Raw genomic sequence first — 21,175 nt, 5'->3', positions numbered from 1 at the left:
CTGCGCCCGGTCCGGCTGGTGGTCACGCCAGCAGGTTCACTGCGTGCTGGAACAGGCTGGGGAAGCGGGCCGCGGCCGGGGTGATGTGCGGAGCCAGCCGGGGCTGGTTCCGCACCCACAGCAGGGACGTCGTCAGGAGCCGGTAACTGCGCGACAGTCGGCACCACGCGTGTTCGTACGCCTGCGGCCGTTCCTCGAGCAGGCAGCGCACGAGTTCGCCGGCGGCCGTCAGGGCGAGGGCGAGGCCCTCGCCCGTCAGCGCGTCGACGTACCCGGCGGCGTCGCCCACGAACAGGACCCGCCCGGCTACCCGGGAGCGGGCCTGCTGGCGGAGCGGACCCGCGCCTCGGACAGGGGTCCGGTCGGCCGTGCCGAGCCGGGAGACCAACAGCGGGAATCGGGCCAGTTGGGCGTCGTACGGGAGCTGTTCGGATGTCAGGACGGCGATACCGACCTGGTGCCGGTCCAGCGGGGTGACGTACGCCTCGCAGTCGGCCGACCAGTGCACCTCCACCAGGTCGCTCCACGGCTCGACGGCGTAGTGGCGCCGCAGTCCGTACCGCGGAGGCTGCCGCTGCCCGGCCGGGCGCACGCCCAGCCCGAGCGCTCGCCGGGTCGGCGAGTGCAGTCCGTCCGCTCCCACGAGATAGCGGGCGGCCATCCCGTCCGCCATGACGTACGCGTCATTCTGGCTCACCCGGCGAACACGGCGCGGGACGATCGGGATGCCCAGCTGGGCGGCCCGGGCGGCGAGTGCCTCGTGCAGCACGGTGCGGCGCGCGCCGAGGCCGTGGCCCGCCTGGAACACCGCTTCGGCGTGCCGTTCGCCGGCGGCGTCCACGTAGCGGATGCCGCGCAGTGGCCAGCCGGGCACCTCCACGCCCAGCGCCTCCAACGCGCGCACCGCGCCCGGCATCAGGCCCTCTCCGCAGGCCTTGTCGATGGGCGCGGGACGCGGTTCGGCGACCACGACGTCGAGCCCGGCGAGCGCTCCGTGGATCGCGGTGGCCAGGCCCGCGGGGCCGCCGCCCACCACGAGGAGGTCGATCACGGAGCCGCCTCCAGGGCGGGTAGCGGGCGTGTGGGCGCCAGTGCGTCGTCCTCGCAGCGGATGCGTACGGTCAGCAGGGCGGCGTTCAGCAGCGTGAAGCCAAGGGCGGTCACCCACGCGCTGAACACCAGGGGAAGGGCCATTCCCTCGACGACGACGGCCAGGTAGTTGGGGTGACGCAGGTACCGATAGGGACCGCGCGTGATCAGCGGAAGGTCGGGGACGATCAGCACGCGGGTGTTCCAGCGGAGGCCCAGGGCGCCGATGCACCACCACCGCAGCCCCTGGGCGGCCAGCACGAGGACGAGGGCGGGCCAGCCGAGCAGGGGCAGGAAGGGGCGGTCGGCCGCCCACGGCTCCACGAGGCAGCCGAGCAGCAGGGCCGTGTGCAGGGCGACCATCGCCGGGTAGTGCCCGGCCCCGTACTCGAGCCCGCCCCTGGACCGGCTCCAGGCCGCGTTGCGGCGCGCCACAAAGAGTTCCGCGAATCGTTCCGCGATGACCAGCAAGATCAGCAAGGTGTACGGCGTCATGGCGCAATCACCAGGCCAGCAGGACGAGTTCGGAGGAGAAGCCCGGCCCGAAGGCGATCATCAGGCCTGACGATCCCGGCGGCGGCGCTGCGGCCCGGGTGTCGCGCAGGATGTGCAGCACCGAGGCGGAGGACAGGTTCCCCGTGGCGGCCAGCGCCCTGCGGGAGGGGGCCAGGGCAGAGTCCGGCAGGCCGAGCTCGTCGGCGAGCGCGTCGAGGATCTTCGGGCCACCGGGATGGCAGATCCAGGCCGTGACGTCCCGGGGCTTGAGGTCGTGAGCGGCGAGGAAGGACTCGATCTCCTCCGCCACGTGCAGCCGGACGAGCTCGGGGACCTCCCGGCCGAGAACCATGCGGAAACCCCAGTCGCCGACGTCCCAGCCCAGGAGATGCCCGGTCCCCGGGTACAGGCGGCTGCGCGTGGCCGCTACCACCGGCCCGGACGCGCCGGCCGCTCGCGCTGTCGCGGAAGCGTGGTCGCCGCCAACCGCCACCAGAGCGGCGGCCCCGTCTCCGAACAGGCTTCCCGCCACCAGGTTCGCCATCGAGGTGTCCGTCGGCTGCAAAGTCAGCGAGCACAGTTCCGTGGACAGCAAGAGCGCCGTACCGTCCGGATGGCCGGCGAGGAAGTCGTGGACCCGGGCCAGCCCCGCCGCACCGGCGGAGCAGCCGAGTCCGAACATCGGTACCCGCTTGACGTCGGGCCGCAGGCCGACCCGAGCAGCCAGCCGGGCCTCCACGGAGGGCGCCGCGATGCCGGTCACAGTCGTCGAGACGACCAGGTCGATCTCCTCGGCGCGCACCCCCGCCTCGTCGAGTGCCCGCTCGACCGCTTCGGCGCCCAGGGCGACGGCGAGTTCGACGAACAGGCGGTTGGTGTTACCGAAGCCGCCGAGCCTCCGGTACGCGTCCAGGGGGAGGACGAGGTGGCGCGTCTCCACCTGGGCCGCGCCGTGCAGCCGGCGCAGGAGCGCGCTGTCGGCCCCGGACGGCAGGCAGGAAGCGAGGACGTCGGTGATCTCCTGCTGCAAGTAGCGATGGGGCGGGAACGCCGTGCTCACCCCGAGGACCCGTGTCATTGGTCCAACATAGGGACAGCAGGGCGCAGGCACGCTGAACACAGCCGCCACGGGCGCGCCGGACCCATAGCGTGGTGCGGTGCCCATCATCACCACCACCGACGAAGGAGCCACCGCGGCCGCCGCGCCCGCGGGGTCGGCGATGGCCCGGCGCCTCGCCCGCGTGGGCTTCCCGGGGGTCCTGAGGGCCAGTCATCCCGTGCCTGCCGCCGCCGTCACCCTCCTCACGGCGCTGCTGGCCGCCGCCGTCGGGCTCGGACCCGTCGCCGGAACCACCGCGGTGGCCGCGGTCGCCGCGGGCCAGCTGTCGATCGGCTGGTGCAACGACCGGCTGGACATGCGGCGCGACGTGGCAGCCGGCCGCCTCGACAAGCCGCTCGCCACGGGGGAAGTACGGCCCGGAGCGGTGACCGCAGCCGCCTGTGCGGCCCTACTCGCCTGCGTCCCGCTGTCGCTGGCCTGCGGAGCCCGGGCCGGCTGGGTCCACATCGGCTGCGTGACCGCAGCCTGGTCGTACAACCTGTGGCTGAAGCACACGCCCGCCTCATGGCTGCCGTACACCATCGCCTTCGGGCTGCTTCCCGCCTTCCTGACCTTGGCCCTGACCTCGCCATCGGCCGGATGGCCCCCGGTGTGGCTCACTGCGGCAGCGGCTCTGCTGGGGACCAGTGCCCACTTCGCCAATGCCCTGCCCGACATCGACGAGGACATCGCGGGCGGTGTGCTGGGGCTCCCTCAGCGACTGGGGCGACGCGGGTCCATCGCGATGGCCGCGGGTCTCGCCTTCGTCTCCTGCACGGTGGTGACCTTCGGTCCGCCCGGCCCGGTGGCCCTTGCCGGTCGGCTGCTGCTGGGCGTGACACTGGCCCTGTGCCTGGCGGCACTGGCCGCACCGCCCGCCCTCGCCCGCGGCCGGATGCCCTTCCTGATCATCCTGGCCCTGGCCGGAGCCGACGCCGTACTCCTGGTCCTGGCCGGACACGCCCTGGCAACCGGCTGAGCGAGCCCTCCGGCTGGATGTCCGGCGAACCGGCTCAGCGCACTGGCCTATGCGGCGGGGCAGTCGCCCAACGGATCGTGCCTGTCAGGGCGTGCCCTGACAGGCGTACGCAGGTCGCCGTCGAGCCGGCCGCAGGGCGCCGGCCGACGACGGCGGAGGCCCACGGGGGCAGCTGGGGATCGCGTTTGCGGCGAGCAGCGCGTACGGGGCGCGGGCGGCCAGGGCGGTGGCGGCTGGCCCAGGACGAGCCGGGCCGTGTCCAGCGACGGATGAGCCGGACGAATCCGTTGCCGGTCTGGTGGACACGCTCAGGCGTCGCAGCGGTCCGGTCAGGCTCACCGGCGAGGGAGCTGGTCATCGGCCTGCTGGCGACCGAGGTCGGGGCGGACAAGTAGACGTCGGCCGCGAGGCGTTGGCGCGCGTTCGCCGGACCGCGACTCGGTGGTGAACCAGTCTGGCTCCATAGAAGCTGACCGCTACTGGCCCGCTCGCCGACCGGAGGAACTGGCCACTACGGTCCACGGCTACCGACGAGGGTCGTGATCGCGGGTTTGGGCCGCCTGGGCGCTGACGTGTTGTCCGGCCTTCGCGCGTCGGGGTAGGTAGATTCCTTATCGCCGGAATTGCGCATTCCTAAGATACTGCCCTATGTCGACATAAGGTGCAGATAGTGACACTCGGGCGCTGAGAACCACAAGATGTCCCTGAAGGAAGAGGCGGTAGCCGTGTACTACAGCAGCGGGAACTACGAGGCGTTCGCGCGGCCGCGCAAGCCTGAGGGGGTGGAGCGGAAGACCGCCTGGTTCGTGGGCTCCGGAATCGCTTCGCTCGCCGGCGCCGCCTTCCTCATCCGCGACGGACGTATGAGCGGCGACAAGATCACCGTCCTGGAACAGCAGAAACTTCCGGGGGGCGCTCTGGACGGCATCAAAGAGCCGGAGAAGGGCTTCGTCATTCGCGGCGGCCGCGAGATGGAAGACCACATGGAGTGCCTTTGGGACCTGTTCCGGTCCATCCCCTCGATCGAGATCGAGGGCGCCTCGGTCCTCGACGAGTTCTACTGGCTGAACAAGGACGACCCCAACTTCTCCCTGCAGCGGGTCACCGAGAACCAGGGGCAGGACGCGCACACCGACGGACTGTTCGCCCTCAGCGAGCGTGCGCAGAAGGACATCTTGAGGATCTTCCTCGCCACTCGCGAGGAGATGGAGGGCAAACGCATCAATGAAGTCCTCGGCCGAGACTTCCTGGACAGCCACTTCTGGCTGTACTGGCGCACGATGTTCGCCTTCGAGGAGTGGCACAGCGCCCTGGAGATGAAGCTGTACCTGCACCGCTTCATCCACCACGTCGGCGGTCTTCCCGACCTGTCCACGCTGAAGTTCACCAAGTACAACCAGTACGAGTCGCTCGTGCTCCCGTTGACCCGGTGGCTGGTAGGCCAGGGCGTGACATTCCAGCTCGACACCGAGGTCACCGACATCAGCTTTGACATCACCCCGGACCGGAAGCAGGCGACCCGTATCCACTGGATCTCCGCGGGAGAGGCGGGGGGAGTCGACCTCGGAGCGGACGACCTGGTGTTCACGACCATCGGCTCCCTCACCGAGAACTCGGACAGCGGCGACCACCACACCGCCGCCCGCCTGAATGAGGGCCCGGCCCCGGCATGGGACCTGTGGCGGAAGATCGCAAGCCACGATGACACGTTCGGCCGCCCCGAGGTGTTCTGCGGCAACATCGCCGAAAGTAAATGGGAGTCGGCCACCGTCACCACACTCGACCCCCGGATCCCCAAACTGATCCAGAACATCGCCAAACGCGACCCGTTCAGCGGGAAGGTCGTCACCGGTGGCATCGTTACGATCAGGGACTCCAGCTGGCTCATGAGCTGGACCGTCAACCGACAGCCCCACTTCAAACAGCAGCCGGCCGACCAGATCGTCGTATGGCTCTACGGGCTGTTCACGGACCGCCCCGGCGACTACGTGAAAAAGCCGATGCAGGACTGCACCGGGGAAGAGATCACGCAGGAGTGGCTCTATCACCTAGGCGCACCCACCGACGAGATCAGCGAACTCGCGGCGCACGGCGCTACGTGCGTGCCGGTGATGATGCCCTACGTCACGGCCTTCTTCCTGCCCCGCCGGGCCGGTGACCGACCTGACGTGGTACCGCGGACAGCGGTGAACTTCGCGTTCATCGGCCAGTTCGCCGAGACCACCCGTGACACGATCTTCACCACCGAGTACTCCGTACGCACAGGCATGGAAGCCGCCTACCAGCTACTCGGCATCGAACGCGGCGTCCCGGAAGTGTTCAACTCCACCTATGACATCCGCAGACTACTCGACGCCGCCAGCCGGCTACGGGATGGCGAGACACTCCACCTGCCAGGCCCCGAGATCCTCCGCAAGCAACTACTGCGCAAGCTGGACTCCACCGAGATCGGCGAACTGCTGACGGAGTTCGGCCTCATCCCCGACACGGAATAGGAGAAGCCGGTCCGGGGCCTTCACCCGTCCTCCCGGCCGTTTCCGATCCCACCCACGGATGACACCCGGGCAACGCGCAGGGCGAGCTGGATCTCCAGAGCCCTCTCAGGGGTTTGCCAGTCACGGCCGAGGAGCTGTCCGATGCGGTCCAGGCGCTGCACCACCGTGTTGATGTGTACGTGGAGGGCCTCCCTCGCCTTGGACTGGCTCATGCCGACGGAGAAGTACACGTGAAGGGTGTGGACGAGGTTGGTGCCGCGTTTGGCGTCGTACTCGATCACGGGGCCCAGGGTCTGCTCCACGTAGCCGATCAGGTCCGTCTGGTCTCCGAGGAGGACGCCGAGGAAGCCCAGGTCGGACAGTGTGGCCCCCGTACCGCTGTGGCCCAGGGCGCGGAGGGCTCCCAAGCAGCGGTGGGCTTCGGCGTGGGCGTCGGCGAAGCCCGCCGGCCCGGTGACGGGACCTGCGGCGCCGATGGTGACCGGGGCAGCGGCGGCCTGGCTCAGTTCGTCTGCCAGATGCCGGGCGTCCGGGCCGGGGGAATCTGACGGGCAGACGAGGACCACGTTGTCGTGGTGCAGTCCGGCGAGTCCCTTGCGGGTGTGTGCGGTGCGGGAGGCAGCGGCGAGCAGGCGTTGCCGGAGCACGGCGTCGGCGTGGAGTACGAACACCGTGTGCGGATGGTTGAGGTTCACTTTGAGCCTGCGGGCACGGGCAGTCAGGCTGGTCGAGTCCGCCGCACGGGAGAGCAGGTCGCCGAGGAGCTCGCCGCGTACGCGATCCTCGGCTTCGGCGACGGAGCGGCGCAGGAGCAGGAGCAGGGCGGTGACGACGCTGGCGCGCTCGAAGAGGCGTCGGTCCGCTTCGCCGAGGTCGGCGCGGCCGGTCAGTGCGATGCTGCCGAGGAGTTCGTGTCCGGCGAGAACGGCACACACCCAGGTTCCTTGGACGGGGACGGCCCGGCCGCCGGCTCGGGATGCGGCGACCGCCTTCGCCGAGGGGGGCTCGGAGTCCGCGCCCGCCCGGGCGAGTTCTGCCCCGTCCGCGTCGTGGATGAGGGTCCCGCCCTGGAGAACAGTGCCAATGGCCGTCGCGACCTCCGTGATGCCCCCTCCGCGGAGTACGAGGTCGGTGAGCCGGTCGTGAGCGTCTTCGGCCCGCCGCATGGCCTCACTGTGCGCCTCTATGGTTTGCGAGGCCGCGTTGAGCTCGACCAGCGCGGAGCGGGTCTCATCCAGCAGGCGAGCGCTATCGATGGCGATCGCGGCGTGGTCGGCCAGTGAGGAGAGCAGAGCGACTTCGTCCGGTGTGAAGGTCCGAGCGGTACGGTCCGCCGCGTAGAGGACACCGATCACCCGGGTGCCCAGGCGAAGCGGCACGCCGAGGATGGCCCGTAGCCCCTCCTCCATGACGGCACTGTCGATGGTGGTGGTGTGCTTGAAGCGGGGATCTTCGCTGTAGTCGCCGGTGGTGTACGGCCGGGCCGATTCGGCGACGAGACCGCCCAGGCCCTCGCCCATGCCCAGTCGCACCTGCTGGAACGCCGCGGAAACGCTCCCGTCGGTCACCCGCATGTATGTGTCGCCCGCCTCCTCGTCGTTGAGGGACAGGTAGGTCACGTCCGTGCCGAGGAGCAGCTTGGCCCGATGCGTGATCGCCCTGAGCACGGCATCCAGGTCTCTGAGCCCTGCGAGGTCGCCGGCGGTGTCGAAGAGCGCCGCGAGCTCGGCCTCGCGGCGTCGGTGCTGGCTGAGGGTCCGCCGGATGCGGAGGGCCACCTGGGTGGCCTCCGCGATCGCCGCGGCCTCGGAATCGGAGACGTGTGCGTCCTGGGCTGCCTCGGCCGCTCGCGTGAAGTGCTCGGGGGGCGCGTCCTGCGCCAGTAGGTCCAGCAGATGCCGCAGGGCGGTCCATGCCGACCCGTCGCCGGTGTTCTTCACGGTGGGGGGCATGGGGCGCTCTCCGTGGTTCTGGCAGCGGTGGTGTGTGGTGCACCAGCAGTTCTGCTGGTGGCCGGGCAGGCTGGGAAGGAATCGGCTAACGCGGTTGCCCGCCGTACTTCGCCGCTTCCGAGGGGAGGACGGTGGCGGGGCGGCGGGCAACCGGAGCTCAGCTGTCGGCTGAGATCGAGTCGTGCTCGGGCCGGCGACTGCCGGGGACCGTCTCAGTGGCCGAGTTGTGGTTCTGGGCCAGGCTGCGCCCGCGGGTCTCCTTGGCCACCAGGACGGTCAGGGTGGTGACGACAGCCGCCGCGGCGAGGTAGATCGAGATCGGCAGCGACGAGCCGTAGCCGTCGAGCAGGGCCACCGCGATGATCGGGGCGAGCGCGCCGCCGATGATGGAGGCGAGCTGGGAGCCCATTGAGGCGCCGGAGTAGCGGACCTTGGTGTCGAACATCTCGGAGATGAAGGCGGCCTGCGGTCCGTACATCGCGCCGTGGAGAACGAGCCCGATGGTGACCGCCGTGGCGATGGCGGGGAAGGACTTGGTGTCCAGCATGGTGAAGAAGACGAACGCCCAGCCGATCATGCCGACCGAGCCGATCAGAGTGACCGGGCGGCGGCCGATGCGGTCGGACAGCGCTCCCCACGCCGGGATCGTGATGAAGTGGATGGCGGAGCCGATGAGAGCTGCGTTCAGCCCCTGGCTCTTCGACAGTCCCAGGTGGGTGGTGACGTAGACGAGCAGGAACGCGGTGATGATGTAGTAGGAGATGTTTTCTCCGAGGCGGGTGCCGATCGCGGTGAGGACTCCCCGCCAGTTCGAACGGAATACCTCGGCGATCGGCGGCTTCTCCTTGACGCCCGCGGCGGCCTGTTCGGCGGCCTTCGCCTGGGCTTCGAGGAAGACGGGGGACTCGGAGACCGATACACGGATCCACAGGCCGATCACGACCAGAACGCCGGAGAGCAGGAACGGGATCCGCCAGCCCCAGGCGAGGAAGGCCTCCTCGGACTGGACGGCGGCCAGCAGGGCGAGCACGCCGGTGGCCAGCAGGTTGCCGCCGGGTGCGCCGGCCTGGGGCCAGGAGGCCCAGAAGCCGCGGTTCTTGTCGTCGCCGTGCTCGGAGACGAGCAGGACGGCGCCGCCCCACTCGCCGCCGAGCGCGAAGCCCTGGATCAGGCGCAGCACCGTCAGCAGGATGGGAGCACCGACGCCGATGCTGGCGTGGGTGGGCAGCAGGCCCATGACGAAGGTGGCGCCGCCCATCAGGAGCAGGCTGAGGACGAGGAGCTTCTTGCGGCCGATCTTGTCGCCGTAGTGGCCGAAGACCAGGCCGCCCAGCGGGCGGGCAGCGAAGCCGATCGCGTAGGTCAGGAAGGCGAGGAGGGTTCCGACCAGCGGCTCACTGCTGGGGAAGAACAGTTTGTTGAAGACGAGGGCGGCGGCGGAACCGTAGAGGAAGAAGTCGTACCACTCGATGGTGGTGCCGATGAGGCTGGCGCTGATGACGCGGCCGATGCCGCCTCTGGGTGCCGGGGTTGCCTGAGTTGTCATGGCGGGGTTACCACATTTCGCTGAGAGCGGAGTTGGGAGGTAGACGGGGAGGTTCTTCAGGCAGCGGTCCAGCCGCCGTCCACGGGTATCGAGGTGCCGGTGATGTAGCCGGTGTGCGGTCCGCAGAGCCATGTGGAAACGGCGGCGACTTCCTCCGGTTCGATCAACCTCTTGATCGCGGAGCGGCCCAGCATGACCTCACCCACGACCTGGTCGGCGTCGATGCCGTGCGCAGAGGCCTGGGCTGCGATCTGCTGCTCGACCAGGGGCGTGCGAACGTAGCCCGGGTTGATGCAGTTGCTGGTGATCCCGTGAGGGGCGCCTTCAAGGGCCGCGACCTTGCTCAGCCCTTCGAGGGCGTGCTTCGCGGTCACATATCCGGCCTTGAACGCGCTGGCCCGCAGGCCGTGCACGCTGGAGATGTTGATGATCCGGCCCCATCCGCGTGCGCGCATGTGGGGCAGCGTCCGGCGGATCAGGAGGAAGGGGGCGAGGACCATGACCTTCTGGATGAGTTCGAACCGCTCCGAGGGGAAGTCGATCAGGGGGGACACGTGCTGGAGCCCGGCATTGTTGATCAAGATGTCGATGTCGGCGGGCAGGGTGTCCACGCAGTGGCTCTGGGCCAGGTCCACCGCGTGCGCCCGGCCGCCTATCTCCTCGGCGACCGCCTTGGCGGCCTCCGTGTCGATGTCCACCACGTGTACGAGTGCTCCGGCGGTGGCGAGCACGGTGGCGCAGGCCCGGCCGATTCCGCTGCCGGCGCCGGTCACCATGGCGGTTCGGCCCGCCAGGTCGACACCTGCTGTCCCACCGATCGGGGGAGTGCTTCCGCTTGTCATGGCCGGAATCATGCGCGATACGCAAGCGTCACTCCCATGTGTGCATCCCCCATAGTCGCAACCGTCGGTGTGGTGGACTAGGCAGTGTCTGATGGCTCTTTGATGAGGTCGCGGAGCCAGATCACGATGGCTGCTGTGGCCAGGGTGCCGTTGAAGATGTAGTCGCGTTTGTCGTATCGAGTCGCGACGGCCCGGTGCTGTTTCAGCTTCCCGATGCAACGTTCGACGGTGTTGCGCTGGCGGTACTGGTCGCGGTCGAAGGCTGGCGGTCGGCCGCCGGCCCGGCCGCGCCTGCGGCGCTTCGAGCGTTGGTCGTCCGGCTGCGCAATCGTTGCTTTGATCCCGCGTTTGCGCAGGTAGGAACGGTTGGCACGGCTCGAGTAGGCCTTGTCGCCGCGGGCTCGGTCCGGCCGGGTTCGGGGTCGCCCGGGCCCGCGGCGGGCCAGGTTCAGGGCTTCCATGAGTGGGATGAACATCGGGCTGTCCCCGCGCTGGCCCGGCGAGGTCAGCCAGATCAGGGGGCGGCAGCGGTCGTCCGCCAGGAGGTGGACCTTGCTGGTCAGTCCGCCCCGGGAGCGTCCCAGGGCCTCGCGGCCCTCTGGATCCACACGCGTGCCGCCCCTTTTTCGGGGTGGTCGGCCGGGGCCGCGTGCCGAGCCCCGGCCGCGTGCTGGTGGGCCCGGCAGGACGTGGAGTCGACGTTGACCGCCCATGAACCATCCGAGTCCTGGGCGGTCGCATCGGCTCCGGCCTGCAAGGCACGCAGGATATTCGACCAGGTGCCGTCCGCTGACCAGCGGCGGTGGCGTTCGTAGACGGTCTGCCAGGATCCGTAGCGTTCGGGCAGGTCACGCCAGGGAATCCCGGTCCGCGTCCGGTAGAGCACACCGTTAACGACGGTGCGATGGTCGGCCCATCGACCGCCTGGGATACCGGTTTCCGGCAGCAGCGGGGCTATCCGATCCCATTGAGCATTCGTCAGTTCATGCCGACGCACCATGACCGACTCTTGCCCGGACCAGCCGAAGATCCACCATCCGAGCAAGAGCCATCAGACACTGCCTAGTCCAAGCAGGAGCGGAGCCGAGGGCCGCAGGGCGGACATTGAGGTAGGTAGCGGACACAGAAGAGCAGGATCCCCCTACCAAGGGATCCTGCTCCGGGTACTGGCTGGAACAGCTTGCTAAGAGTCGAGGCGGCAGGCGGTGAGCAGGCTTTCGGGGGTCGCGCTGACGGGGCGGGGCAGGGTTCGGCTGGGTGGCGGCTGCTGACCGCGGCCGAGCCAGCTCTCGAGTGCGGTGAAGGCGGAGCGGTGGCAGGGTGTCAGTGGCCGGAGTTTGTCGGGGAAGGCGTCGTACAGCGAGTCGACGTGGGTTCCCGCCTCGACGCGGTAGTAGCGGAAGAGGTGGCCGCGGCCTGCGTCGCTCACCATCCGGGCGTAGACGTCGGAATCCTGGCCGATGGGCAGCAGCACGTCGAGGGTGCCGTGCAGGGTGATCAGGGGTTTGCCGATCTTGCCGGTGAGGGCGATCTTCGATACCGCGTTGCGGACGCTCTGCGGCCGGGAGCCGTAGTCGTAGTCGGCGTCGCAGGCAGGCGTGGCGGGCGCGCAGAACGGGGTTCCGGCCTCCTGGGCGCCGTCGTAGTCCGGATCCAGCTCTTCGCGGTAGATCCGCTGGGTCACGTCCCAGTAGTACTGGTGGTGGAAGGGCCACAGGAACTCTGAGCCTGCGGGGAAGCCGGCGGCGGTCATCTCCTGATGGGCCCGGTCCGCACCGTCGCCTCCGGCCGCGTAGGCGGGATACGCGCGCAGGGCTGGCGGAAGGAAGGTGAGCAGGTTCGGCCCTTCCTCCCTCCAGAGCGTGCCCTCCCAGTCCACGCCGCCGTCGTAGAGCTCGGGATGGTTCTCCAGCTGCCACCGCACGAGGTAGCCGCCGTTGGACATGCCCGTGGCGAGGGTGCGGGAGGGGGGCCGGAAGTATCGCTGTGCGACCACAGCGCGGGCGGCGCGGGTGAGCTCGGTGACCCGGCTGTTCCACTCGGCGATGGCCTCACCGGGTGCGGCACCGTCTCGATGGAAGGCCACTCCGGTGTTGCCCTTGTCAGTCGCCGCGAACGCGTATCCGCGCGCGAGAACCCAGTCCCCGATGGCCCGGTCGTTGGCGTACTGCTCACGCACTCCCGGAGAGCCCGCGATGACGAGTCCGCCGTTCCAGCGGTCGGGCAACCGGATCACGAATTGCGCGTCGTGCTGCCAGCCGTGGTTGGTGTTGGTGGTCGAGGTGTCCGGGAAGTATCCGTCGATCTGGATACCGGGGACACCGCTCGGCACGGCCAGGCCGGCCGGGGTCAGACCCGCCCAGTCGGCTTTGTCGGTATGCCCGGAGGCAACGGTCCCGGCCGTGGTGAGCTCATCCAGGCAAGAGTTGTCCTGCCGTTCGGCACCGGGCACTCTCAGCCACGAAATCGTCGCGCAGTGACCTGAGCTGTTGGCCTCCGCCTCGCTCCGGTGCTGGGCAGCGGCCGGGACGGCGGCGATGGTGAGGAGCGCCGCTGCTGCCGCGATGGCCTGCCGAATCGTTCTGCTACGGCGCGTTGGCCTCGGCTCTTGCGACCACTGTGCTGCTGATGTGACGACGGGGGGCACAAGTACCTCCGGTTGAGTGGCGTCTGCGGGCAAGCGGGACGCTATTGCGCAGGACACCGCCCGAGTCAGGGGTGCGATCCCCACAGCCGCGGTCCGGTGGGTGGGGCTCCGCACCACGGGCGGTGGGCGAAGCTCCCGCCCACCGCCACGAGATCCCCTGCGAACGTCAGGGACAGTTGCCGTCGGCTATGACGTAGTAGCCGGCCGGTGACTCCTTCAGGGTGTGCGTGACGAAGGTGTTGTAGAGACCCATGTTCTGGTTCGAGCCCTTCGCGTAGGCATAGCTGCCGTCGGTGGTGGCCCGTCCGGCCTGGACCTGCTGGTAGTTGTTCGCTGTCCAGCAGGTCGGGGCGGCGCCCGTGGTGGTGGCCGTGATCTGTGCGGAGCGGGCTCCCTCGGAGCCGGCCGCGTCACGGGCGGCCACGCTGTAGGTGTGGCTGCTGCCCGGGCTCAGGCCTGTGTCGGTGAACGGGGGAGCGGTGGGTGTGGCGACGCGGGCGCCGTCCCGGTACAGCGCGTAGGACGTGGAGCCGCTCACGCTGCTCCAGTTCAGGGTGACGGAGGTTTCGGTCGTGCCGGTGGCGGCCAGACCGCTCGGTGCGGGCAGCCCTCCGGGGGCCGGGGCGGAGCTGTCCAGGCCGAAGAACCCGGTGATCCAGTAGCTGGAGCAGATCGAGCGGATGAAGTTCGCCGTCCCGGTTGCGCCGCACTGCTGGGCGCCGCTGCCCGGGTCGACGGGGGTGCCGTGCGCGATGGAGGGCACCATGTTGACCTCGACAGCGACTGTCCCGTCCCCCGCGAGGTACTGGTCTCGGCGGGTCTGGTTGGGCCCTATGGCGGACGTGCGGTCCGGGCTCTGGTCCAGACCGTGGATCGCGGTCCACTGGTCACGCAGTTCCACCGCGTTCTTCGGTACGACCTTGGTGTCGTTGTCACCGTGCCATACCGCCACCTTCGGCCAGGGGCCGCTGTAGCCGGGGTTCGCGTCGCGTACCCCCTGGGCCCAGGCCGAAGGTGTCCGGTCCATGCCGGGACTCATGCATGTGTAGGCGGCTGACACGCTGTTGGGCAGGCATACGGAATTCCGGCGATGACCGCGCCCGCCTTGAACACCTCGGGGTACGTGGCAAGCATCACTGACGTCATGGCGCCGCCGGCCGACAAACCAGTGACGTACACGCGTGCCGGGTCGGTGCCATAGGCGGAACCGGCGTGTGTGACCATCTGGCGGATCGAGGCGGCTTCACCCTGCCCACGCCGGTTGTCCCCGGGCTCGAAGAAGTTGAAGCACTGGCTGCCGTTGTTGACTGATGTCGTCTCGGCGAAGACCAGCATGAATCGGTGCTGGTCGGCGAACTTGGTCAGGCCGGAGTTGTCGGCGTAGATCTGGGCGGTCTGGGTACAACCGTGCAGCGCCACCACCACCGCCGGGTTGGCCGGAAGGCCAGAAGGCCGGTACACGTACATGTTCAGCGAGCCCGGATTGGCACCGAAACTGCTGACCTTCTCCAGCGAGGCAACTGACTCTGCGGCCGGCGCGGGGGCCGGCGAGAGGATCGCCGCTCCCATCGCCAGCGCCACGACAGATGTCGCCCGGCTCATGGCGCGGCGCCATCGTCCCCTCCCCTCCGCGGGACGACGTGATGCCTCGGGCGACAGCGGCTTCGGACGTACGGCGCGTGACAGCATGGCGGCTCCATGTGCGGGCGTGACGCGCGATCGGATCAGATCACGCCACCCAGCCCGGCCATCCTTACGGGTGGCCGAAACTGGTGTGCCCGTAACCGTAAGATCGATGACCGCCGACTCAGAATGGTGCTGCGCCCCACAGCCCGGCGAAACGCCTGCGCTCTCTGACCCGTTGCGTCATCTCTGCCGTCCTGCTAAGCGGTGCGCCCCGCAGCTCAGACACAAACGGTCAGGTCTGCCGCGATTGCCAGTTCAGCGCCTGTCGCCGCTCGCACCTCGTCCACACTCACGCCGGAGGCGACCTCGCGCAGCAACAGGCCGGACTTGGAGATGTCGATCACCGCAAGGTCGGTGATGACCCGGTGCACCACACCCCATCCGGTGAGCGGAAGCGTGCACTCCTCCACCAGCTTGTGCGAGCCGTCCCGTGCCGTGTGCTCCATCAGCACGATCACCCGCCGGGCGCCGTGGACCAGGTCCATGGCTCCGCCCATCCCCTTGACCATCTTCCCCGGGATCATCCAGTTGGCCAGGTCACCGAAGGCCGACACCTGCATCGCACCCAGAATGGCGACGTCGATATGCCCGCCGCGGATCATCCCGAAGGAGAGCGCGGAGTCGAAGGACGAAGCTCCCGCGGCGGTCGTCACCGTCTCCTTGCCCGCGTTGATCAGGTCGGGGTGGACGTCCTCCTCGTACGGGTACGGACCAACGCCCAGGATTCCGTTCTCCGAGTGGAGTACGACGTCGATACCTTCCGGCAGATGGTTGGGGATCAAGGTCGGCAACCCGATGCCCAGGTTGACGTACGAGCCGTCCCGCAGCTCCCGGGCGGCGCGGGCCGCCATCTGCTCGCGTGTCAGGGCCATCAGATGGTCTCCTCGAGTCGCGGCCGCGTCGTGCGCCGCTCGATGCGCTTCGCCGCTGCGGGATCGTCTGCGGAGACCCGCACAACCCGCTGGACGAAGATGCCGGGCAGGTGGATCTGGTCCGGGTGGATCTCGCCCGGATCGACGAGTTCCTCGACCTCGGCCACCGTGATACGTCCCGCCATCGCGGCAAGGGGGTTGAAGTTCCTGGCGGAGGCGTGGAAGACGAGGTTGCCGTGCCGGTCGCCGATCGCCGCCCGCACGAGGGCGAAGTCGGTGGTAATGCCCTCCTCGAGGAGGTACTCGCGGTCTCCGAAAGTCCTGGTCTCCCTAGGGGGCGACGACACGGCGACGGTTCCGTCATGTCGGTATCGCCACGGCAGCCCGCCGTCCGCAATCTGAGTACCTACTCCCGCCGGGGTGTAAAAGCCAGGTATGCCCGCGCCCCCGGCCCGCAGTCGCTCGGCAAGCGTCCCCTGCGGAACGAGCTCCACCTCCAGCTCACCGCTGAGGTACTGGCGGGCGAACTCCTTGTTCTCCCCGACGTACGAGCTGGTCATGCGCGCAATCAGTCCTTCGCGCAGCAACAGCCCCAGGCCCCAGTCGTCGACACCACAGTTGTTGGACACCACGCGCAGGTCCCCGACACCACGCTCACGCAGCGCCTCGATCAGCACACCCGGTATCCCGCAGAGCCCGAATCCACCGACCGCCAGGGAGGCACCCTCCCACACATCGGCGATCGCTTCGACCGAATCTCCAACCACCTTGTCCAAGCTCATCCACAGCTCCTTCACCTCGCGCGGCCGGCCCCTGCCAGGTGCAGCAAGGACCGCCGGACAACTGGTTGAGAGCCTAGGAAGCAGGGCGAGGTCGCACGATAGCGATCACCCCCACAACAAGGACCTCCCGAATGTGGGTAGTGACCGGTCGCTCCGGCGCAGGACAGCAGAGGGTGCGACTCCGTACAAGGGCGGCGCCGCGAGCCGGGCTTCGCATCGAGCTTCGGAGTCGGGCCAAAAGGAGGTTGCAAGATGGCAGGTGCTGCGCGAATGCCGACCAACGCTGCCGTCATCGGACTTCTCGATCAGAAGCAGACGGGTCGGGCATGAGAGGACAGATCGTGCAGCGCCAGCCACGCCCTCGGCCGAGTTCGGCACCTACGATGGTGATGACCTCCACCTCGGCCTTGCGCAGTAGCATGTCGGTCTGGGTGTTGCGGTCATAGGTGAACACCACCCCCGGCTCGATGGCGACGGCTTCGTTGCCACTGTCCCCCCGCCGTTCGCAGGCGTAGACATCACCGTCAGTCTTGCCTCGCCCATGCGGAGTCCCTCTTCGGCGGGTCGGCTCCAGCGCGCGGGTCTCTGGGTCGAGCAGGGCGACGAGGTTCTCTGCACATTCATGCCGTGCCGCTTGTATTGGCCGAGTAGAGCGGGGTGCCGGCGGCGATCCGGTCGATCGGCAGCAGGGTGCCGTCCAGGATCGAGCGCCTTCTTCCGGGCCGTCTCCACAGCTCGGCCAGCGTCGGTGCGGCCAGCACGTCGATGGCCGCGGGTTCACGTAGTTACCGGTAGACGGTCGCGATACCGATTTCGAACCTTGCGGCGAGCCGGGCGTGGGTGTCGCCGCACCGCACGTGTGCCAGGTCAAGCAGGGCCTTACGGTCGGCGGGCAGGCGTCGCCACCGCGTACCGATCTCCCGTCGCCGCAGTGCGAGCCGCTCGGTCAGGTGCCCCAGAGTAGTGCTGGACACATCGATCGAGGACGGGTAGCTAAGCACGCGAAGCTCCTGGCGGACACGGGTGATCTTGGTCGATAACCCGTCTACCAGGAGCTTCGCCACTATGTACAGCCTTTGACCCCCAAGAGCACGACGCTGCGGGCAGGTTGGAGAAGGCTCAGAACCTCGGTTTTCGCGGCGGCCATCGTGCTGCATGGCATCGACCCAGGGTGAGGGTCGACCAAAGCCGATGGCGACTACGCGGTGCCTGAAGATGCGGGCCTACCAGTCCTATGGCCCTGGCCCGGCGCTGTGGGTGGGCTCAGACGTACTTTTCGTAACTCTGGTTGGGGACAACGTTGCCGCAGACACGGATCGAGACCTACTGAGGCCACCGAATGATCACGACATGCACAGGCTCTAGCAGCCGGTGACGGGTGTGCCGTTATACAGGTTGCCATCGGTGACGCCGTTGGTGACGCTCCTGAGGTAGTAGCCGCAGGTGGGGCGGTTCTTGAAGTCGAAGGTCTGGCCGGAGGTCAACCGCCAGATCTTGTAGTTGGAGAAGGTCAGGGGCTGTCCTGAGACGGCCTTCTCGGGCTGGTGGTCGCCCAGGACGATGTAGCTGTTGGCGCCGGAGAGGGTGGCGAGGCCGTCCTTGTCGATGAAGAGAGAGGCGCCTTCCTCGATGCCGACACCCCAGGCCTTTCCGCTGGTGGTGCGGCCGTCCTTGATCGCGCGGGCGACGAAGGCCATGGTGCGGCCCATGCGGTCGCGGGTGACGAAGTGGGAGTCGTTGACGGTGTTCGCGTAGTGCGGCCAGTCGAACATGCCGGTGGTGAAGGTCGCGTAGGAGTCGTACGGGTCGGCGATGGCCTCCGCGGAGGTGATGCTTCCCTGGCAGGCGTCGTACACGACGGAGCTGTTGATGTGGTGGCCGGCGCTGCCTCCTCCGGAGCCGCCGCCCTTGGTCACCACGGACTGCACGGAGGCCCGCAGCGAGGTGTTCTTCCAGGCCGCGTACTTGCACTGGTCCCCGCCGGCGAAGTAGACGAACTCGGCGTTGCGTATGTCGGTGTTGGCTTGTGAGTTGTTGCCGTCGTTCGCCTTGGTGAGCGTCCACGTCGTACAGGAGTTGACACCGCCCAGGCCCATGATGGCGTCGCACTCGGGGGTCCTGCTTCCGGAGCCCGGTGCGGAGGCGGCCAGCACGACCACGTCGAGTGACCCGGTTCCGCCGCGGATGGAGTCGACGGCCTTCGTCATGGTGGCCGCGATGACGCCGCCGGAGCCGTTCATGGTGAAGGCCGGGCCGGACCAGCTTGTGCGGCTGACGTCCGAGGAGCTGCCGAGGCGGATCCGGCTGGCTGCGGCTTCAGCCTGTTCGGCCTGGACGAACCCGCCGGCGATGACTGCCAAGGCGGCCGTGACACACGCGGCGATGCGGTGTGCGGGTCGGCGCTTCGCCGGGGAGGCGGCGTGGAGGGTAGGGGAGGTGTGGTGCAGGAAGGGACTCATGAGTCCTCCGTGTGCAGAGGGGTCCCGCGCCGAAGGCAGCGGGGCAGGCACTGAGGCTGCGTGAACGGAAAGTACAGGCCAAGTTTGAGTGGCGGAAGATGTAACGCGCGAGTTGCATCCAGAGCGGCCCGGCCTGAGGAGTTGGCAGCTGGAGGCCCTGTGATTCCTTGCTTGGGGGAGAGGTGAGTCTCGTTATCTACATGAAACATGCATTACATCTAGCCAACTGGCTGCGGTCCATGTAATTTCCTCGAATGTCAGACGGTGACGCCAGCAGTCGTCGCCGGCAGATCTTCCGAGAGGGCTACTTGTGATGCCAACCCCGTCATTCCGTTGCGTGTCCACGGCTTCGGTCCTGTGCGTGGCGATCCTGGCGACGGTTTCGGCCTGCGGCGACAACGCCTCTGACGGTGCCGCCAAGCCGCCCGCGACCACCACCATCGCGGGCGTGGCGATCACCAAGGACGCGGCGCTGCACGACGCCCTGCCGCAGGAGATCAAGAAGTCGGGCACCGTGCGCGTCGCGACGGATGTGCCGTACGCGCCCTTCGAGATGTTCGTGGCCGAGGGCAAGCCGGAGCTGACCGGCCTCGACTACGACCTGGGCCAGGCCCTGGGTGCCAAGCTCGGCGTGACGTTCGCCTTCACACCGCAGAAGTTCGATGGGATCGTGCCCGCGATCCAGGCGGGGAAGTTCGAGGCGGCGATGTCGGCGATGACCGACAACAAGGAGAGGCAGGCAGTGGTCGACTTCGTCGACTACTCCGTTTCCGGCTCCGGGATCATGGTCGTCAAGGGTAACCCCGAGAAGATCACGAACCTGGACGATCTGTGCGGCAAGAAGGCCGCGGTCCAGGCCGCGACGAATCAGCTGGACCTCCTCAAGGAGCACCAGGCCAAGTGCAAGGCCGCGGGCAAGGGGGAGATCGACATCCAGACCTTCCCCAAGGACTCCGACGCGCAGCTCGCCCTGCGTTCGGACAAGGTCGTCGCCCAGGTGCAGACGAAGCCCGCCGCCGGGTGGACCGCCAAGACCGCCGACGGGGGCAACGCCTTCGAGGTCGTCAACGACCCTGCGGCGGAGGGTGGTTACGGTGCCTCGCCCAACGGAATCGCAGTGTCCAAGAAGCTTCCCCAGCTCACGGACGCGATCCAGAAGGCCTTGCAGGCCTTGATCGACGACGGGACCGTCACCAAGATCTTCGACAAGTACGGCGTTGCCTCGATCGCCCTCAAGGAGGCCACCAAGAACGCGGCGGTGGACTAGAAATGACCACCACCACAGCTCCTGCGGACATCGACCGTCCAGCGCCCGAGCAGCTCACGATCGTGCCGCTGCGCCACTACGGCCGTTGGATCGCTGCCATCGCGGCGGTCACCGCCCTCGTGGGCGTGGCGGGCTCGCTGGCGAAGAACGGCAATCTGCACTGGGAGATCATCGGCCATTTCCTCTTCGCCGATCTGATCTTCGACGGGCTCGTCACCACCCTCTGGCTCACCGTTGCGGCGATGGCACTCGGGCTCGTACTCGGCACCCTGGTAGCGGTGATGCGCCTGTCCACCAACCCGGTGCTGTACGGGATGTCCTCACTGTTCGTCTGGTTCTTCCGCGGCACCCCGCTGCTCGTGCAGATCATCTTCTGGGGATACGCCGCGGCCCTCTACAAGGACGTGCTGATCGGTATCCCGTTCACCGACATCACCTTCATCCAGGTGGAGACGAACTCCCTGCTCACGCCGGCCATCGCCGCGCTGCTCGCCCTTGGCCTCAACGAAGCCGCCTATGCCTCCGAGATCGTCCGCGCGGGCATCCAGTCCGTCGACATCGGCCAGACCGAGGCGGCCCACTCCCTCGGCATGCGACCCGCCCTCACGATGCGGCGGATCGTACTACCCCAGGCCATGAGGGTGATCATTCCGCCGATGGGCAACGAAACGATCAACATGCTGAAGATGACCGCCCTGGTGTCGATCATCTCGGCCCACGACCTGATGTCCAACATCCAGGACGTGTACGCGCAGAACTACCAGGTCATCCCGATGCTCGTCGTTGCCAGCATCTGGTACCTGGCTCTCGTCACGCTGCTCAGCATCCCGCAGGCCTGGCTGGAGCGCCGCTACGGCCGAGGCAGCGGGCACGGAGAGCGCGTCTCGCCCCTGCGGAGGATGTTCGCCGGAGCCGTGACCCGACCGGCTCGCCGGCCGAAGAACGCCAAGGAGACGGCCCTGTGA

The 21,175-nt window shown here is 68.4% G+C and carries 16 protein-coding genes and 2 pseudogenes; 4 read left to right on the top strand and 14 right to left on the bottom strand.

Annotation, left to right across the window (positions count from 1 at the left end):
• Nucleotides 1-22: 22 nt before the first annotated feature.
• Genes MTF69_RS25770 through MTF69_RS25760 form a run of 3 tightly spaced genes read right to left on the bottom strand, consistent with a single transcriptional unit; the run spans nt 23 to nt 2,662 of the window.
• On the bottom strand, nt 23-1,051 hold the full coding sequence (locus MTF69_RS25770) for an NAD(P)/FAD-dependent oxidoreductase (protein WP_243338179.1): 1,029 nt from the start codon (nt 1,049-1,051) through the stop codon (nt 23-25).
• On the bottom strand, nt 1,048-1,584 hold the full coding sequence (locus MTF69_RS25765) for an isoprenylcysteine carboxyl methyltransferase family protein (RefSeq protein WP_243338177.1): 537 nt from the start codon (nt 1,582-1,584) through the stop codon (nt 1,048-1,050). Before MTF69_RS25765 ends, MTF69_RS25770 begins: the two co-directional genes overlap by 4 nt.
• Before the next feature lie 7 nt (nt 1,585-1,591).
• Nucleotides 1,592-2,662, bottom strand: coding sequence for a type III polyketide synthase (locus MTF69_RS25760; protein ID WP_243338175.1), 1,071 nt, complete (start codon nt 2,660-2,662; stop codon nt 1,592-1,594).
• A 79-nt stretch (nt 2,663-2,741) separates the two neighbouring features.
• Between MTF69_RS25760 and MTF69_RS25755 the strand changes: the two genes are divergently transcribed.
• Both MTF69_RS25755 and MTF69_RS25750 read left to right on the top strand, forming a co-directional pair.
• The gene (locus MTF69_RS25755) at nt 2,742-3,662 is read left to right on the top strand and encodes a UbiA family prenyltransferase (RefSeq protein WP_243338173.1); all 921 of its coding nucleotides are present in this window, start codon (nt 2,742-2,744) and stop codon (nt 3,660-3,662) included.
• Nucleotides 3,663-4,360: 698 nt separating this feature from the next.
• Nucleotides 4,361-6,157 (top strand): oleate hydratase, encoded by a 1,797-nt coding sequence (locus MTF69_RS25750; protein ID WP_243338170.1) that lies wholly within the window; start codon nt 4,361-4,363, stop codon nt 6,155-6,157.
• A 20-nt stretch (nt 6,158-6,177) separates the two neighbouring features.
• On the opposite strand, the gene MTF69_RS25745 is transcribed toward MTF69_RS25750, so the two are convergent.
• The 11 genes and pseudogenes from MTF69_RS25745 to MTF69_RS25695 all read right to left on the bottom strand — a co-directional run bounded on the left by MTF69_RS25745 (nt 6,178) and on the right by MTF69_RS25695 (nt 18,943).
• Nucleotides 6,178-8,109, bottom strand: a complete 1,932-nt coding sequence (locus tag MTF69_RS25745) for a GAF domain-containing protein (RefSeq protein WP_243338169.1) — start codon at nt 8,107-8,109, stop codon at nt 6,178-6,180.
• A gap of 157 nt (nt 8,110-8,266) precedes the next feature.
• The gene (locus MTF69_RS25740; RefSeq protein ID WP_243338168.1) at nt 8,267-9,655 is read right to left on the bottom strand and encodes an MFS transporter; all 1,389 of its coding nucleotides are present in this window, start codon (nt 9,653-9,655) and stop codon (nt 8,267-8,269) included.
• A gap of 56 nt (nt 9,656-9,711) precedes the next feature.
• A complete protein-coding gene (locus MTF69_RS25735) occupies nt 9,712-10,497 on the bottom strand; it encodes a 3-hydroxybutyrate dehydrogenase (RefSeq protein ID WP_243338167.1) in 786 nt (261 codons plus the stop codon).
• A 77-nt stretch (nt 10,498-10,574) separates the two neighbouring features.
• Nucleotides 10,575-11,497 (bottom strand): IS5 family transposase gene (locus MTF69_RS25730; RefSeq protein WP_374323784.1). Its coding sequence is split into 2 segments (ribosomal slippage): nt 10,575-11,149 and nt 11,149-11,497, totalling 924 coding nucleotides; the frame shifts between segments, so codons are not numbered across the junction.
• A gap of 183 nt (nt 11,498-11,680) precedes the next feature.
• Nucleotides 11,681-13,075 carry a 3-hydroxybutyrate oligomer hydrolase family protein gene (locus MTF69_RS25725; RefSeq protein WP_243338221.1) on the bottom strand — a complete coding sequence of 465 codons (1,395 nt, stop codon included), beginning with the start codon at nt 13,073-13,075 and terminating at the stop codon, nt 11,681-11,683.
• A gap of 235 nt (nt 13,076-13,310) precedes the next feature.
• Nucleotides 13,311-14,833, bottom strand: a pseudogene (locus MTF69_RS25720) (PHB depolymerase family esterase).
• 215 nt (nt 14,834-15,048) lie between these two features.
• A complete protein-coding gene (locus tag MTF69_RS25715; protein WP_243338165.1) occupies nt 15,049-15,702 on the bottom strand; it encodes a CoA transferase subunit B in 654 nt (217 codons plus the stop codon).
• Nucleotides 15,702-16,484, bottom strand: coding sequence for a CoA transferase subunit A (locus MTF69_RS25710; protein WP_243338164.1), 783 nt, complete (start codon nt 16,482-16,484; stop codon nt 15,702-15,704). The genes MTF69_RS25715 and MTF69_RS25710 overlap by 1 nt, the downstream gene beginning before the upstream one ends.
• Nucleotides 16,485-16,773: 289 nt before the next feature.
• Nucleotides 16,774-17,016 (bottom strand): annotated as a pseudogene (locus tag MTF69_RS25705) (arginine deiminase family protein); the annotation flags it as partial.
• A 253-nt stretch (nt 17,017-17,269) separates the two neighbouring features.
• Nucleotides 17,270-17,485: a transposase family protein gene (locus MTF69_RS43795; RefSeq protein WP_374323780.1), complete on the bottom strand. Its 216-nt coding sequence runs from the start codon at nt 17,483-17,485 to the stop codon at nt 17,270-17,272.
• 360 nt (nt 17,486-17,845) lie between these two features.
• Complete coding sequence (locus MTF69_RS25695) at nt 17,846-18,943, bottom strand: hypothetical protein (RefSeq protein WP_243338163.1); 1,098 nt, start codon at nt 18,941-18,943, stop codon at nt 17,846-17,848.
• 337 nt (nt 18,944-19,280) lie between these two features.
• On the opposite strand from MTF69_RS25695, the gene MTF69_RS25690 reads away from it, so the two are divergent.
• Together MTF69_RS25690 and MTF69_RS25685 are read left to right on the top strand one after the other, a co-directional pair.
• Nucleotides 19,281-20,210, top strand: coding sequence for an ABC transporter substrate-binding protein (locus MTF69_RS25690; protein ID WP_243338161.1), 930 nt, complete (start codon nt 19,281-19,283; stop codon nt 20,208-20,210).
• A gap of 2 nt (nt 20,211-20,212) precedes the next feature.
• Entirely contained in the window at nt 20,213-21,175 is a 963-nt protein-coding gene (locus MTF69_RS25685; protein WP_243338159.1) for an amino acid ABC transporter permease, read from the top strand.

The sequence above is a fragment of the Streptomyces sp. AP-93 genome (assembly GCF_022808175.1).
Lineage (GTDB): Bacteria > Actinomycetota > Actinomycetes > Streptomycetales > Streptomycetaceae > Streptomyces.
Note: the sequence above shows the minus strand (reverse complement) of the source record. Positions and strands in the feature narration are given on the sequence as shown.